The following is a 14,605-nucleotide window of genomic DNA, read 5'->3' as shown; positions in this document are numbered from 1 at the left end:
TATTATGCAAATACCGTAAAGGTCTGTCGACTGATTGCTAATAACTCTCCCTGTTCAGTCCACAATCCTGCTCTACTATGACCATAGCCATGCTCAGCCTGTTCAATAAAGGCTTCGTACTGGAACCAGTCATGACTATTAATGTTCCCTAACGTAATGTCCGGAAACTCAATCGTCCAGGTTAATGACGACGCAGGTGCTGGACTGTCCAGGTGAGGCAGTACCGCAGGGGGCCAGGCATCCACCAACGCCAAAATAGCAGCTGTTGTGAGCGGTTGTTGCTCTTTACGAAAACGAATCCAGCCACCAAAGGTACGTCCCGGTTGGCCACTAAATGGCATGCCTCCCGACGTAATACGATAATCGAAATTTTTAGCAAACTCCGGAACAATATCCGCTTCCGGTAAGCCCGGCCCATCATTAATGGTTTTTAGATCCGGTGGTGTTTCACCTTCAACCTTCACCTTAGAGTCTCGAGCTTTGCCCAGGCTTGCAAGACATGACAACATCACGTTCCCCTGCTGTAATAACTCCACAGCCACCTGAATAACCGATTTGCCCTCTCGCAAAACGCGATAATTCAACTGAGCTTCACCGGGTTCTGCCGGCGCAACAAAGGAAATACTCATGGAACGAAGATGGTATTCAACCGGAAATTGCTTTAGTAAGAACTGAGCAGCTAACGCGGCACTGAAACCACCGAAAAAAGCGCGGCCCTGAGCCCAGCCTGAAGGCAATTCAATGACTTGATTATTCTTCTCGCTGGTAATCTGTTCTATTGTGTTGTGGAAGCTCATACATTTCCTATTCAAACGGCTGTTTAATTTAAGCGTTAAGAATACCAATTATTACCATCAATACAAAAGAACCCAGTAATAAAAATAGATACCCTAAAAAACACCAGCAAAACTTGAACAAAGTCATTGGCCAGCTTTGTTGATAAAAACGTTTTTGCGTGAGTATTAGATAAATAATGCCCCAGCCAAAAAGCATGTATTCCAGCAGATCACCAAATGAGGTTAACCATTGCCACTCCAGGCTTTGAGAGACCTTATCGAGTGTACTCTCCAGTAAGGTGAGTAGCATGAGAGAGAGTAATATAAAGGCATGAGTATGAAGCGCTACTGTGAGGTGTTCTAAATAGTAACGGTGCGTGAATAAATACAAAGCTTTTAAATACAATGCCCAAAAAGGCAACATTAACAGCATCATCTGTGGCGTCATTGAGATCAGCTTTTGTACAAACTGATCGGGATTTTTCTGCAAATGATGAAGTTTTACTTCTAGTTCTGTTTTTTGCTCTTCATCCAGCCAGGTAAGATCAGTATCTTGAAACTCAAACGAAGAATTTATTTGACTATTACCTTGCGCACGGTTCTCTGCGGTTTGTTCAAAATCAATACGAATCAACGAGGTCAGCACCATAAAAGATATCAGGGAGATAAAAAAGTACAGTCTGAGCGGAGGAACGTACGAGGCGTGGCGACCCATAACAAATTCCGAAGAAAGAAAGCCGGGCTTTAGAAACAACCCGCTGAGCGTACGGTAAAAGCGCGAATCCCAATGCCCTAACTCGCCAAAGAGATCACCTACAACCGCAAAAACGCTGCGGACGCTTTGTTTATCTTGCTGGCCGCATTGATGGCAGTATTCACCGGTCAGTGGTGTATTACAGTTCTTACAATGGTTGAGTGTGGTTTCCATGGCAAATTCCATTTCTGCCTAATATAGCAAGGGGGATAAAATTGCGCTATCAGCAAACAATAGTTTCAGGCACAAAAAAAGCCCCGATCAAATGAACGGGGCTTTTTTCTAAATTTGGCGGAGAGGGAGGGATTCGAACCCCCGGTGGGTATGAACCCACGCCTGATTTCAAGTCAGGTGCATTAAACCGAGCTCTGCCACCTCTCCGAGTTTTTTCTCTCTTCAACTGCGTCGTTGAGAACGATGCGAATATTAAAGACCTAAGATACGCTTGTAAAGTAAAAATTCGAACAAAGTGTCCGTTTGGGCGTTTATTAGACAACCTGTACAAATTTTACTGGAAATCACTGCCATATGTCCCCACTTATGCTGTAGTATTAAGGAAACTTTTTAAATAAAAAACCGTCTTAACAGACAGTAAGTTCAACACGGAGAAATCTATGAACAATCGCAGTCAGACTTATGTCGGTCAGAACGAATCGACGCTGGCCGTTAATAAGGTATTACGCAACACCTACACTTTATTGGCAATGACATTAGCCTTTAGTGCTATTGTTGCTACTATCAGCACTATGATGAACTTGCCCTATCCGGGTTTCATCATCACTTTAGTTGCTTATTTTGGCTTACTTTTTGGTATTCACAAAACCAAAGACAGCGGCATGGGCATTGTACTAACCTTCGCTCTAACAGGCTTTTTAGGTTACACCCTTGGCCCTATCCTTAACATGGCATTATCAATGCCTGGTGGTGGCGAGATGGTTGCTACTGCGTTAGGCGGTACAGCTTTAACCTTCTTTGCAACCTCAGCTTATGTCTTAACCACGAAAAAAGACATGTCTAAGCTGGGCGGTCTGGTTACTGCTGGTATTATCATGGTCTTTGTAGCAATGTTGGCTAACCTGTTCTTCCAGTTGCCGGCGTTACAACTTGCAATCTCAGCTATTATGATTCCATTAATGGCGATGCTGATTATGTGGCAGACCAGCGACATCATTAACGGTGGCGAGCGTAACTACATTCTCGCGACAGTAACCTTGTATGTCTCAATTTATAACTTATTCCTTAGCTTGCTACACTTGCTAATGGCATTTGGCGGCGACGAGTAATCGCTTCGGTAATATCGTAATAGGCGCCCCGCAATGCGGGGCGTTTTTGTATGAACGGATGGCTTATGGCTAAACTTACCCTTATCCTTCAAAGCTCAGTTAAAGAGCATGCCCAATCTATGGATGCTCTGGCGTTTGCAAAAGCGGCTATAGCAACCGGCCACACCATAACCTGTGTGTTTTTTTATCGGGAATCAGTAAATCATGCGACATTTCCTGCACCAACAGAAAATGAAGACTTGATTACGCGGTGGGATGCATTTAGCCAGCACAACCAGGTTCCTCTGGTTGTCTGTCATACGGTAGCTGAACGCAAGGGAATGGAAAAATTTCACCCCAGTTTTGAAGCCTCAGGCCTAACTGCTCTGGCAACGGCTATGGCTAACAGCGATCGGACTTTACAATTTTAATGACCATGAAAAGAATTGCAATTTTACAATGCAGTGCAGCGCGTGACTCAGCAACCGAAGCACTGGATATTGCTTTAGCATTAGCCAGCTTTGATTACCCGGTTCAATTAATACTGTCCGACGAGGCTGTAAAATCATTACTGAATCAACCATCAAAACGTTACGCAATGCTGGAATTACTGGATGCAGAACCTATAGCAATAAGTTCGACAAACATAACTGATACAACTGCCCTGCCGGCAAACATCGATACGGTTATAGTTTCCCCGCAACAATTAAAGCACCATCTAAACCAATTTGACGAGGTATTACAATTCTCATGACCTCTACTTTGCACTGGTTAAGAAATACGCCTTTACCATCTTGGCTGGAACAGCATAGCCATCTGTTGGATGAAACTGATGCGTTGCTAATGTCCGGCGTAGCACTTAATCAACTGCCGCCTGAGTCACCGGTTGAATTACCTGTTTATGCGCGTGAGCAGGAAGTTGCTACTCTTGATACTGCACCGCCGGACTACGTCGTGTTAAAATCTGACGAGCAATGGGTTGAGCTGGTGCTTAGCTTCCAACAACAAATGACCTGGTAATAACACCGCATGATTAAATTTAACGGTAAGGAATACGAAACCGACAAACACAACTATCTAGCAAACCTGGATGACTGGAGCGAGGAGTTGGCACTTCACTTTGCGCAGCTGGAAAGTATTGAAATGACTCCGGCACACTGGGAAGTTGTGACTTTCGTGCAGGGTTTTTATCGTGAATTTGATACCAGCCCGGCGATGAGGGTTCTGGTTAAAGCCATGAAAAAACAGCTCGGAGAAGATAAAGGCAACAGTCGCTATCTGTACAAGCTGTTTCCTAAAGGCCCGGCAAAGCAGGCCACAAGAATTGCGGGCCTGCCCAAACCGGCTAAATGCATTTAAATTAAACCTTAAGTACTTCTACGCCACCCATATAAGAACGTAGCGCTTCAGGAACGACTATTGAGCCGTCATCCTGCTGATAGTTCTCCAAGACAGCAACCAACGCACGACCAACAGCCAGACCTGATCCATTTAATGTGTGCATGAGCTCTGGTTTCTTCGCCCCTTTACGACGGAAACGAGCCTGCATACGTCGTGCCTGAAAGTCCTGCATATTCGAGCAAGAACTAATTTCACGGTACGCTTGCTGCGCTGGTAACCAGACTTCCAAATCATAAGTTTTGGTTGCCCCAAAGCCCATATCACCAGTACAAAGAAGTACTTTTCGATACGGCAACTCAAGTCTCTGCAACACGGTTTCCGCGTGCCCTGTTAATTGTTCCAGCGCCTCCATCGATTGTTCAGGCTTAACCAGCCAAACGAGTTCAACTTTATCAAACTGATGCTGACGGATAAGTCCGCGAGTATCGCGTCCGTGCGAGCCGGCTTCACTTCGGAAACAAGGCGTATGTGCGGCAAACTTCAGCGGCAACTCATCTTCGTCCGCTATTTCGTCACGGTATAAATTCGTTAGCGGCACTTCCGCCGTTGGAATTAACGACATGGGTATCTGGTCTTGTGACTCACCTTCAATATGGAATAAATCCTTACCGAATTTAGGCAATTGCCCGGTACCGTATAATGAATCCTGGTTCACCATATAAGGCACGTAAGTCTCTAAGTAGCCGTGCTCTTCGGTGTGTAAATCCAGCATAAACTGAGTCAGCGCCCTATGCATGCGAGCGATTCCACCACGCATGACCACAAAGCGTGCCCCGGTGAGTTTAGCAGCAGCTTCAAAGTCCATTCCTTTCGCTAAAGCTTCACCTAAATCAACGTGATCTTTTACGTCAAAATCGAACGCTTTTGGTTTGCCCCAGGTCAGAACTTCCTGATTTTCGTCTTCATCTGCACCTTCCGGAACGTCATCTGCCGGCAAGTTGGGAACGCCCATAATAATGTCGTTGAGTTCTTGCTGAATAACTTTCAATTCTTCTTTAGCGTTATCCAGTTGCTCACCTAAATCGCTTACCGCGTCCAACAAAGGCTGTATGTCTTCGCCTGAAGCTTTTGCCTTGCCGATGGCTTTTGAGCGACTGTTACGCTCTGCCTGCAACTGCTCAGTGCGCACCTGCATCTCTTTACGCTGCTCTTCCAGCTTTTGTAATTTGGCAACGTCTAAGTCAAAGCCTCGCGTGGCTAGCTTTTTTGCGGTCTGGTCTAATTCCTCTCGGAAGTATTTTGCGTCTAGCATGAGTGTCCTATTTAACCGTTGTTGAGTACAACATCATTGCGGCTACCACAGCAGCAATACAAATAATTACGTTTAAGCCTACGTGCAGTGCGGCTTTAAACAGTTCGCCCTGACTGGCTAAAGCAACAACCTCAACAGAAAATGTCGAAAAAGTTGTAAAAGCGCCGAGTAAACCAACCCCTAAAAACAAACGAGTGGTTTCCGAAAGTGACTGTTGCTGCGCATAAGCCAGTAACAAGCCCAGAAAAAAAGAGCCTAATATGTTAACGGTCAGCGTCGCAAAAGGGAATGCCCGAAGCCCAAATGATTGCATTGCCAGTCCAATAGCGAAACGACCGGAAGCGCCAATAGCGCCGCCCGCTGCTACACAAAAAAAATGAAGAAGAAGATTATTCATCGGGCTCCCTGTGCCAATCAGACTTTGAATCCATATCTTGCAGCCAACGAAGCTTTTCCTGCAACTTTATTTCCAGCCCGCGTGGCTCCGGGGTATAAAATTGGGTATCGGCTATTTCCGATGGTAAGTAACGTTCACCCGGCACATAAGCGTTAGGATAATTATGAGCGTATTGGTAGTCAGCACCATAGCCTTGTGCTTTGTGCACCTTGGTTGGGGCGTTACGTAAATGTTCAGGTACCGGTGCATCGCTGTGCTCTTTAGCGGTTCTCAATGCGCTCTTAAAAGCGTTGTAAACCGCATTACTTTTCGCGGCACAAGCGCAATAAATAACAGCCTGAGCTATGGCTCGTTCACCTTCGGCAGGGCCCACCCGGTGATAGGTATCCCAGGCGTTTAATGCCAGCTGCAACGCTCGAGGGTCCGCATTGCCAATATCTTCTGAGGCTATAGCTAATAACCGACGGGCGATAACCAGGGCATCGCCACCACCGGTTAATAAGCGCGCGTACCAATACAAAGCTCCGTCAGGAGACGAACCTCTGACAGACTTATGAAAAGCGGATAAAACATCGTAATAATGGTCGCCCTGATGATCAAAAGCCGTAGCTTTTTCACCAATGGCAGCGGTGATCAATTCTGGTGTAATTGGCTGACTGCTGCTTTCGACAAAATCAGCAACCACTTCAAGATAGTTTAATAAGCGGCGTGCATCACCACCGGCGAGATCCAGTAATTTAGCCCTGGCTTCTCCCTCTAGCTTTAACTCCCGCTGACCAAGCCCCCGTTCTGGCTCCTTTAACGCGCTCTCCAGAGCCCGTTCAAGGTCATTTTTAGACAGTGTCTGCAAACGGTAGACGCGCGCACGCGACAACAAAGCGTTATTTAGTTCAAAACCTGGGTTTTCGGTAGTCGCACCGATAAAAACAATGGTGCCATCTTCAATGTGAGGTAAAAACGCGTCCTGCTGGCTTTTATTGAAACGGTGCACCTCATCAACAAACAAAATGGTGCGGCGCCCCTGTTGCTGAGCCAGTAACTTTGCTTCTTCAATGGCTTTTCGAATGTCTTTAACACCGGAGGTGACCGCGCTAATACGGCTGACTGTAGCATTTGCCTGTGCAGCAATTAATTCGGCCAGCGTGGTTTTACCCGTCCCCGGAGGCCCCCACAAGATCATCGAGTGCAGATGGCCTTGCTCTACAGCAACCCGCAAGGGCTTTCCGGGAGCCAGTAAATGTTGCTGACCAACGTATTCATCAACCGTCCGGGGACGCATCCGCGCCGCCAGCGGTTTAAAATCGGGTTGAAAATCTAAATCCAGGCCTGCCACAACAATTAACTTTGATCGTCGACATCAACGCCATCAGGCACTTCAAAAACAAACTGCTCGTCGCTGATCGTTTCATTTAATACCACATTGCTCAATAGCAATTCGGTGCGTTCGCCCTGTGCCTGAACCAAGGTTATCTCTGTTAATTTTCCGCCTGCAAACGCAAGCTCAAGTTGGCTACCGTTGGTTTCATGTTCAACAAAATAACGATTATTATCAGCGATCACCCGGTAGTTCTGCCATTGGTTGCCATTGCTATCCAAGACCAGTAATAAAGGACTGTCATCAACCATGTCTTGTTGAGCATAAATGGTGACCTGCTCGACAAACGGGTTGTAATACCAGACTTTATTTCCGTCAGCGACCATGACACTCTCATCCGGTGTCTTCGTATGCCAGTAAAGGCTGGCCGGACGTTTTAGTTTTAGCGTTCCACTGAGAGTTTGCAATACCTCGCCCTGCTCATCTTTCACTTGTTGCTCGAACTCGGCTGAGAGGCTTTGAGTTTGCTTCAGTAATTTTTGCAGCTCTTGTTTATCTGATTCATTGCCCGATGCAAACGCATTAAAAGAAACGGCCATAACCATGGCAAATACAACTGCTTTCATGAATTAATCCCTTGGGGGTCTGGGGGCCAACACGTCGCGTTGACCGTTATTACCGGCACTACTTACGACACCGCTCATTTGCATTTGTTCGACAATTCGCGCCGCACGATTATAACCAATTCGGAATTTACGCTGAACACTGGATACTGACACGCGCTGTGTTTCGGTTACAAAAGCAACCGCTTCGTCGTATAAAGGGTCCGATTCAGCATCGTCTGATTCTTGCTGTTCACCCGGTAACAAAGCTTCTTCGCCCTGGTCCCCGGATAAAATTTCTTTCAGGTAATTTGGACGGCCTCGCTTCTTCCAGTCTTTAACCACGGCGTGCACTTCATGGTCATCAACAAAAGCACCGTGTACCCGAACCGGCGAACCGCTTCCCGGTGGTAAATAAAGCATGTCACCCTGCCCTAAAAGCTGATCCGCTCCCGGTTGGTCTAAAATGGTGCGTGAATCAACCTTAGATGACACTTGAAACGCAATTCGGGTTGGAATGTTCGCTTTAATCAGGCCCGTTATAACATCGACCGACGGACGTTGGGTGGCCAAAATTAAATGAATGCCTGCGGCACGAGCCTTCTGCGCAATACGAGCAATGAGTTCTTCAACCTTTTTGCCGACAATCATCATCATGTCGGCGAATTCATCAATTACCACAACAATGTTTGGCAACTTCTCGAGTACCGGCGGCAACTCATCCATAGAATCACCCGGCTTCCAGATAGGATTCCGAAGCGGCTCCCCCGCTTCTTGAGCAGCTTTCACCTTGGCGTTATAGCCTTTTAGATTCCGTACCCCTAAAGCTGACATCAACTTATAGCGACGTTCCATTTCACCCACACACCAACGCAACGCATTGGCCGCATCTTTCATATCAGTCACAACTTCTGTTAACAAATGCGGAATGCCTTCATAGACAGATAATTCAAGCATCTTAGGGTCAATCATAATAAGGCGCACGTCTTCGGGCGTGCTCTTATACAGCAAGCTGAGTATCATCACATTAACGCCCACCGACTTACCCGAGCCGGTGGTACCGGCGACAAGCAAATGAGGCATCTTCGCTAAGTCGACCACTACCGGCGTGCCTGCAATGTTTTTCCCCAGAATCATCGTCAGTGGCGAACTGCTATTGGTAAACTGGTCGCTATTAATCACTTCGCTCAATTGAACGATTTCACGGTGTTTATTCGGCAGCTCGAGACCAACATAGGATTTACCAGGAATAACCTCAACCACACGCACAGCTACGGCAGATAAGGTACGGGCAATATCCTTTGCCAGATTTGAAATTCTGGACACTTTAACGCCCGGCGCTAAATCCAGTTCAAAGCGGGTAATGACAGGGCCAGGCTCTACGTGTGCCACGCGGACATCCACGCCAAAATCTTTTAATACCGTTTCAACCGTGCGCGAAACCTGGTCCAGCTCATCTTGAGTTACCGGATGTTCTTTTTTATTCGGGCGATCCAAAAGCTCTATCGATGGCAAAGCCGGTAGCAATTCACCTTCGTCGTTGCTTTCTTCTGTCACGTCTTCAGCTTTAGCGGATTCTTTTACCTCTGCAGTTGCAGGCTGCTTGCCCGCTTCTTGTTTCTTTGCAGTTGGTTTACTAAAGCGCGATACATCACTATCCGTCTCACCTTCGCTATCAACGGCGTTAATTGAAGGTAAGTTTAAAACAGGCTCTTGTTTACTTGAGCCAAACAAATCACGGGTTAACGTTGAGGACTCTTTATCTTCAAGAGCTTGCTCTGAATCATTCTCATCAAATGAAGTCCTGTCTGATTCATTATCTTCCGGCGCTGAACTTCCACGACTTTGCCAGAGTAGATTCGCTTTTTCTATTAACCACAGAACTCCGTCTATTACCCACTCACCAAGCTTGTCGGCCACCTGCAACCAACTGATACCGGTGACTAAAGTCACTCCGGTAAAAAAGAACGTCAATAGCAACAATGTGGTTCCGACAAAGTTCAGATAAGGCAGTAGCGATGCGGCAATAACATTTCCTATAACACCGCCGGCTGAAAAGTAGTAAATATCATCGAAGTTAATTGAGGACAGTGCAGAAGCGCCAATCAGCGCAAGCATCGCACCAATCATACGTAAGCTGACCGCAAGATAATCCATTTCCAGTAAATGATACGTTTTACGGAACAGTAAGTAGCCCAGACCAACAAAACCAAAGGGAATAAGGTAGGCAACAAAACCAAAAGCGAACAGAAGCACATCCGCCACCCACGCACCTACGGCTCCACCCGCATTGTGTATACTTCCTTCATAGCCGGTTTGAGACCAACTGGGATCGGCAGGATTGAAGCTCACCAATGACAAAAAAATGAAAATGGCTAGCGCACCACTTATCAGCAACCCTGCTTCTAAAACTCTTTGTACACCTGTCATTATCTTATTGCAGCGCCTTCGTTAATATTATTGTTTGTTCACAGTCTATATGCATTAGTATCCGCATGATTGTAGCGAATGTCAGCCCTAATGTTACCCCTTTACCAATACTTTATTTTCTTGTTTTACTTCTTCCATAACCACATAAGTTCGTGATTCATCAACACCCGGCATCATTAACAGGGTTTCTCCAAGAAGTTTTCGATAGGCCCGCATATCGGGGACACGAGCTTTTATTAGGAAATCAAAGTCACCGGCCACTAAATGGCACTCAAGAATTTCATCCGTTTTTCGCGCGGCGTCGCTAAACTCAGCAAAAGCGTCGGCTGAGGTTCTTGTTAGGGTTATTTCAACAAAAACCATTAGATTAGCGCCTAACTTAGCAGGATTAATCTTTGCATGGTAACTTTCAATGACCTGTTCCCGCTCCAGCTTGCGTACTCGCTCCAGAGAAGCCGTCTGGCTTAGGCCTACACGCCTTGCTAGCTCGACATTTGACATGCGCCCATCGTCTTGTAACAGCCGAAGGATCTTCCTGTCTGTTTTATCAATAGTGACTTCTGCTGGCTGCTCAGCATTAAACATAATAAATCTCTAAATAATTAATTAAAAACAGTATATCACACCAAAAAATAACTTAAAAAAAGTAAGTCATGCACTATGGTTTACGTCTATAATTTGCGCCAAATAAATCCCCTTAAACACGAAAAATTGTAAGAGGCAGACAATGCTAATTGGTGTACCAAAAGAAATTAAAAACCACGAATACCGTATCGGCTTAACCCCTGCAGCAGTGCGTGAATACGTGGAGAATGGCCACGATGTTATCATCGAAAATAATGGTGGCGCCGCAATAGGCTTCACTAATGAGCAATATATGGAAGCTGGCGCAACCATTATTGATACACCAGAAGAGATTTTTCAGCGTGCCGACATGATTGTTAAGGTGAAAGAACCTCAGCCAAACGAATGCAAAATGCTTCGTGAAGGACAAATTCTTTACACCTTCCTTCACTTAGCACCAGACCCAACTCAAACTGAGTTATTAGGTAACGCTGGTTGTACTGCTATTGCTTACGAAACGGTCACCGACAACCGAAACGGTTTGCCTCTTTTAGCACCAATGAGTGAAGTTGCCGGGCGCATGTCAATTCAGGCAGGCGCTCACTATTTAGAAAAAGCACATGGTGGCAGCGGCACTTTATTAGGTGGCGTTCCTGGCGTAGCGCCGGGCAAAGTACTTATTATTGGCGGTGGTGTTGTGGGTACTAACGCTGCAAAAATGGCTATTGGCCTGGGTGCTGAAGTCACCATTTTAGATCGCTCTCTGCCTCGTTTACGTGAATTGGATGATATCTTTGCCGGTCGCGTACAAACGGTTTACTCAACCGTTGATGCTATCGACAAATACTCTCGTGAGGCCGATTTGGTGGTTGGCGCGGTTCTTATTCCAGGCGCCGCGGCACCTAAATTACTGACCCGTGAAAACATCAGCAACATGAAGCCGGGTTCAGTACTGGTTGATGTTGCGATTGACCAGGGCGGCTGCTTTGAAACATCAAAAGCAACCACACATCAGGACCCTGTTTACATTATTGATGATGTGGTTCACTACTGTGTGGCAAACATGCCGGGCGGTGTAGCACGTACCTCTACTATTGCACTGAACAATGCAACACTGCCTTACGGCATTGCTTTGGCAAACAAAGGCGTTAAAGCTATGTTGGAAAACGAGCATCTGTTACGCGGCCTGAATATGCACAAAGGTAAAATTACCTATAAAGCCATTCACGATGACCTTGGTCAGCAGTTAGGTCTGGATTACCAGGACCCACGCGAAGCGCTTCAGGCATAATAGCCAGATTCTTTTGGACAAGCCCGTGAACAAAAGTTTGCGGGCTTTTTTATTGGCAGTTCTTGTTCGCCAAGCTTGTAAACCCTACAATCAATCCCCATAGCTAGAGAACGAACAATCAAAAACGAATTAATGGAGTTTTCCTAATGGCTGAAGCCAAACACTGCAAGTTACTTATTCTGGGATCAGGTCCTGCTGGTTACACGGCTGCCGTTTATGCTGCACGCGCCAACTTAAATCCGGTTATGGTAACGGGCATGCAACAAGGTGGTCAGTTAACCACCACAACCGATGTTGAAAACTGGCCCGGAGATGCCGAAGGTTTAACCGGTCCCGACCTTATGGTTCGCATGCAGAAGCACGCGGAACGTTTCGATACAGAGATTGTGTTTGATCACATCAGCAGCGTTGACTTTTCCAAGCGCCCTTTCCGCTTAAAAGGCGATGTGGGCGAGTACACCGCAGACTCCGTCATTATCAGCACGGGTGCTTCGGCTAAATACTTAGGTTTAGATTCGGAAGAAGCCTTTATGGGTAAAGGTGTTTCAGCTTGCGCAACCTGTGACGGCTTTTTCTATAAAAAGCAGAAAGTCTGTGTTGTTGGCGGCGGCAATACGGCGGTTGAAGAAGCACTGTACCTGTCAAACATTGCCAGCGAAGTGCATGTTATCCACCGTCGTGACACGTTCCGTGCTGAGAAAATTCTGGTCGACCGTCTGAATGAAAAAGAGCAGAACGGTAATATCACTTTCCATCTGAACAAAACCCTGGATGAAGTGTTAGGTGACGATGCCGGTGTTACGGGTGTTCGCATTAAAGACACGCAAGACGGCAGTACAGAAGAGCTAGAAGTAGCAGGCTGCTTTATTGCCATTGGACACCAACCAAACACCGGTATTTTTGACGGTGAACTGGAAATGCAGGATGGTTATATTCAAGTTCAGAGCGGACTTCAGGGAAATGCGACGGCAACCAGTGTGCCGGGTGTTTTCGCAGCAGGCGATGTTATGGATCACGTTTACCGTCAAGCTGTGACTTCTGCCGGTACGGGTTGCATGGCTGCATTAGATGCCGAGCGTTATCTAGACGCACTGACTAAGTCTTAGTCTTTTAACGTGATTGTTCAGCTTGATCCGGCATCGATCAGTTTCCCCCCCACAGCGACAGCCTTGCATGAACCAAACGGGTTACTCGCTGTAGGTGGTGATCTATCGCCGGGTCGACTGATACACGCTTACCAACAAGGTATATTTCCCTGGTTTTCTGATAACGACCCCATTCTTTGGTGGTCACCCAATCCCAGAGCCGTTTTCTTGCCTGATAAAATCCACATTAGCCGCTCACTTGCCAAGACAAATCGCAAATCAAACTGGCAAATCACTATCAACCGCTGTTTTGTTGATGTGGTTCGCGCCTGTGCCGATCAGCGCTCTGACAATGAGGGTACCTGGATCACAGAAGAGATGATCGAGGCTTACTGTAAACTGCATAAGCTCGGTCATGCACACTCAGTCGAAGTCTGGTTCGACAACGAGCTCGCTGGTGGTTTATACGGCATTTCTGTGGGTCGCGCATTTTGTGGAGAAAGCATGTTTCATTACAAAACCGATGCCTCTAAAATTGCGTTACTGCGTTTTGCTCAACACTTTAATGAACAAGGTGGACAGTTAATCGATTGTCAGGTAGGTAACCCTCACTTATTTTCTTTGGGTGCTGCGAATTTGCATAGGGAGCGTTTTTTAATGAAACTCAATATTGCACAGCAACAACCGATGCCAGATACTTTTTGGCAGGCTCGCGAGATTCCTAACTCTGGAGAATTGTAGTGCAATTTGGCGTGACGAAAGAGAGCCCGTGCCACTATTTAACTGAACAAGAGGAACGACTTGTAGTCGCCTTGCCCAATCAGTTGGAACCCTTTAACGCAGACGCGTATCAGCAATTAATGCAATACGGTTTTCGCCGTAGTCATAATGACGTTTACCGCCCACACTGCCGTCTTTGCAGTGCCTGTCAATCATTGCGTGTAGTGATACCTGAATTTCATTTTAGTAAAAATCAAAAAAGACTCTTAAAGAAGAATGATGACTTACGGCTAAGCATTAAAGAAAAACCAGAAGCTGAGTACAGTGAACTTTTTTCACATTTTATTGAAAAGCGGCACGCTGACGGGGAAATGTACCCACCCGACCCGGATAAATTCTGGAGCTGGGTGTCCTGTGACTGGTTAACACCCGACATACTGGAGTGGCGCGATCCGAGCAATAAACTGATAATAGTTTCTGTTGTTGACCGCACAGCCGACGCTATGTCAGCAGTTTACACCTTTTTTCATCCCGATCATGAAAAGCGCTCACCAGGGACTTACGCTATATTAGAAATGATTCGGCTTGCCCAAGAGCGACACATCGCAAGACTCTACCTAGGGTATCAAATTGACGACTGCAAAAAGATGAATTATAAGACTCGTTTTGCGCCATATGAACGACTGGTTGGCAATCATTGGAAAAAAGAGCTAAAATCGCACACACTTAAAGCTCAAAACAAATATTAGAGGATTT

Annotated in this window: 17 protein-coding genes and 1 tRNA gene; 9 read left to right on the top strand and 9 right to left on the bottom strand. The window is 46.3% G+C overall.

The window, feature by feature from the left end; genetic code table 11:
- Positions 1-2 precede the first annotated feature (2 nt).
- From CWI78_RS00430 to CWI78_RS00420, 3 genes are all read right to left on the bottom strand, one after another.
- Positions 3-797, bottom strand: coding sequence for a thioesterase family protein (locus CWI78_RS00430; protein ID WP_126779183.1), 795 nt, complete (start codon positions 795-797; stop codon positions 3-5).
- A 28-nt stretch (positions 798-825) separates the two neighbouring features.
- Positions 826-1,704, bottom strand: a complete 879-nt coding sequence (locus tag CWI78_RS00425) for a DUF3667 domain-containing protein (RefSeq protein ID WP_126779181.1) — start codon at positions 1,702-1,704, stop codon at positions 826-828.
- 115 nt (positions 1,705-1,819) lie between these two features.
- Positions 1,820-1,911 (bottom strand) — tRNA-Ser (locus tag CWI78_RS00420).
- A gap of 233 nt (positions 1,912-2,144) precedes the next feature.
- Here CWI78_RS00420 and CWI78_RS00415 point away from each other — a divergent pair.
- The 5 genes from CWI78_RS00415 (at position 2,145) to CWI78_RS00395 (ending at position 4,151) form a co-directional block, all read left to right on the top strand.
- Positions 2,145-2,813 carry a Bax inhibitor-1/YccA family protein gene (locus CWI78_RS00415; RefSeq protein WP_126779179.1) on the top strand — a complete coding sequence of 223 codons (669 nt, stop codon included), beginning with the start codon at positions 2,145-2,147 and terminating at the stop codon, positions 2,811-2,813.
- Positions 2,814-2,878: 65 nt separating this feature from the next.
- Positions 2,879-3,223, top strand: a complete 345-nt coding sequence (tusD, locus tag CWI78_RS00410; RefSeq protein WP_126779177.1) for a sulfurtransferase complex subunit TusD — start codon at positions 2,879-2,881, stop codon at positions 3,221-3,223.
- Positions 3,223-3,546: a DsrE family protein gene (locus CWI78_RS00405; RefSeq protein ID WP_126779175.1), complete on the top strand. Its 324-nt coding sequence runs from the start codon at positions 3,223-3,225 to the stop codon at positions 3,544-3,546. Before tusD ends, CWI78_RS00405 begins: the two co-directional genes overlap by 1 nt.
- Entirely contained in the window at positions 3,543-3,812 is a 270-nt protein-coding gene (locus CWI78_RS00400; protein ID WP_126779173.1) for a hypothetical protein, read from the top strand. Before CWI78_RS00405 ends, CWI78_RS00400 begins: the two co-directional genes overlap by 4 nt.
- A gap of 9 nt (positions 3,813-3,821) precedes the next feature.
- On the top strand, positions 3,822-4,151 hold the full coding sequence (locus CWI78_RS00395; RefSeq protein WP_126779171.1) for a TusE/DsrC/DsvC family sulfur relay protein: 330 nt from the start codon (positions 3,822-3,824) through the stop codon (positions 4,149-4,151).
- Between the two features lies 1 nt (position 4,152).
- Here the strand turns inward: CWI78_RS00395 and serS are convergent, their stop codons facing one another.
- The 6 genes from serS to CWI78_RS00365 all read right to left on the bottom strand — a co-directional run bounded on the left by serS (position 4,153) and on the right by CWI78_RS00365 (position 10,774).
- Positions 4,153-5,445 carry a serine--tRNA ligase gene (gene serS / locus CWI78_RS00390; protein ID WP_126779169.1) on the bottom strand — a complete coding sequence of 431 codons (1,293 nt, stop codon included), beginning with the start codon at positions 5,443-5,445 and terminating at the stop codon, positions 4,153-4,155.
- Between the two features lie 7 nt (positions 5,446-5,452).
- A complete protein-coding gene (crcB, locus tag CWI78_RS00385; RefSeq protein WP_126779167.1) occupies positions 5,453-5,842 on the bottom strand; it encodes a fluoride efflux transporter CrcB in 390 nt (129 codons plus the stop codon).
- The gene (locus CWI78_RS00380) at positions 5,835-7,175 is read right to left on the bottom strand and encodes a replication-associated recombination protein A (protein ID WP_126779165.1); all 1,341 of its coding nucleotides are present in this window, start codon (positions 7,173-7,175) and stop codon (positions 5,835-5,837) included. The genes crcB and CWI78_RS00380 overlap by 8 nt, the downstream gene beginning before the upstream one ends.
- Positions 7,176-7,180: 5 nt before the next feature.
- Complete coding sequence (lolA, locus tag CWI78_RS00375; protein ID WP_126779163.1) at positions 7,181-7,783, bottom strand: outer membrane lipoprotein periplasmic chaperone LolA; 603 nt, start codon at positions 7,781-7,783, stop codon at positions 7,181-7,183.
- Positions 7,784-7,786: 3 nt separating this feature from the next.
- Positions 7,787-10,189 carry a DNA translocase FtsK gene (locus CWI78_RS00370; RefSeq protein ID WP_126779161.1) on the bottom strand — a complete coding sequence of 801 codons (2,403 nt, stop codon included), beginning with the start codon at positions 10,187-10,189 and terminating at the stop codon, positions 7,787-7,789.
- 93 nt (positions 10,190-10,282) lie between these two features.
- Positions 10,283-10,774, bottom strand: a complete 492-nt coding sequence (locus CWI78_RS00365; protein WP_126779159.1) for an Lrp/AsnC ligand binding domain-containing protein — start codon at positions 10,772-10,774, stop codon at positions 10,283-10,285.
- A gap of 142 nt (positions 10,775-10,916) precedes the next feature.
- Here CWI78_RS00365 and ald point away from each other — a divergent pair, with 142 nt between their 5' ends.
- From ald to CWI78_RS00345, 4 genes are all read left to right on the top strand, one after another.
- On the top strand, positions 10,917-12,044 hold the full coding sequence (gene ald, locus CWI78_RS00360) for an alanine dehydrogenase (protein ID WP_126779157.1): 1,128 nt from the start codon (positions 10,917-10,919) through the stop codon (positions 12,042-12,044).
- 146 nt (positions 12,045-12,190) lie between these two features.
- Positions 12,191-13,150: a thioredoxin-disulfide reductase gene (gene trxB / locus CWI78_RS00355; protein WP_126779155.1), complete on the top strand. Its 960-nt coding sequence runs from the start codon at positions 12,191-12,193 to the stop codon at positions 13,148-13,150.
- Positions 13,151-13,159: 9 nt separating this feature from the next.
- Entirely contained in the window at positions 13,160-13,870 is a 711-nt protein-coding gene (aat, locus tag CWI78_RS00350; RefSeq protein ID WP_126779153.1) for a leucyl/phenylalanyl-tRNA--protein transferase, read from the top strand.
- Positions 13,870-14,598, top strand: coding sequence for an arginyltransferase (locus CWI78_RS00345; protein ID WP_126779151.1), 729 nt, complete (start codon positions 13,870-13,872; stop codon positions 14,596-14,598). The genes aat and CWI78_RS00345 overlap by 1 nt, the downstream gene beginning before the upstream one ends.
- The last annotated feature ends 7 nt before the right edge of the window (positions 14,599-14,605 follow it).

The sequence above is a fragment of the Idiomarina ramblicola genome (assembly GCF_003987255.1).
Lineage (GTDB): Bacteria > Pseudomonadota > Gammaproteobacteria > Enterobacterales > Alteromonadaceae > Idiomarina > Idiomarina ramblicola.
The sequence above is the reverse complement of the archived record's forward strand: the minus strand, read 5'-3'. Positions and strand labels throughout refer to the sequence as shown.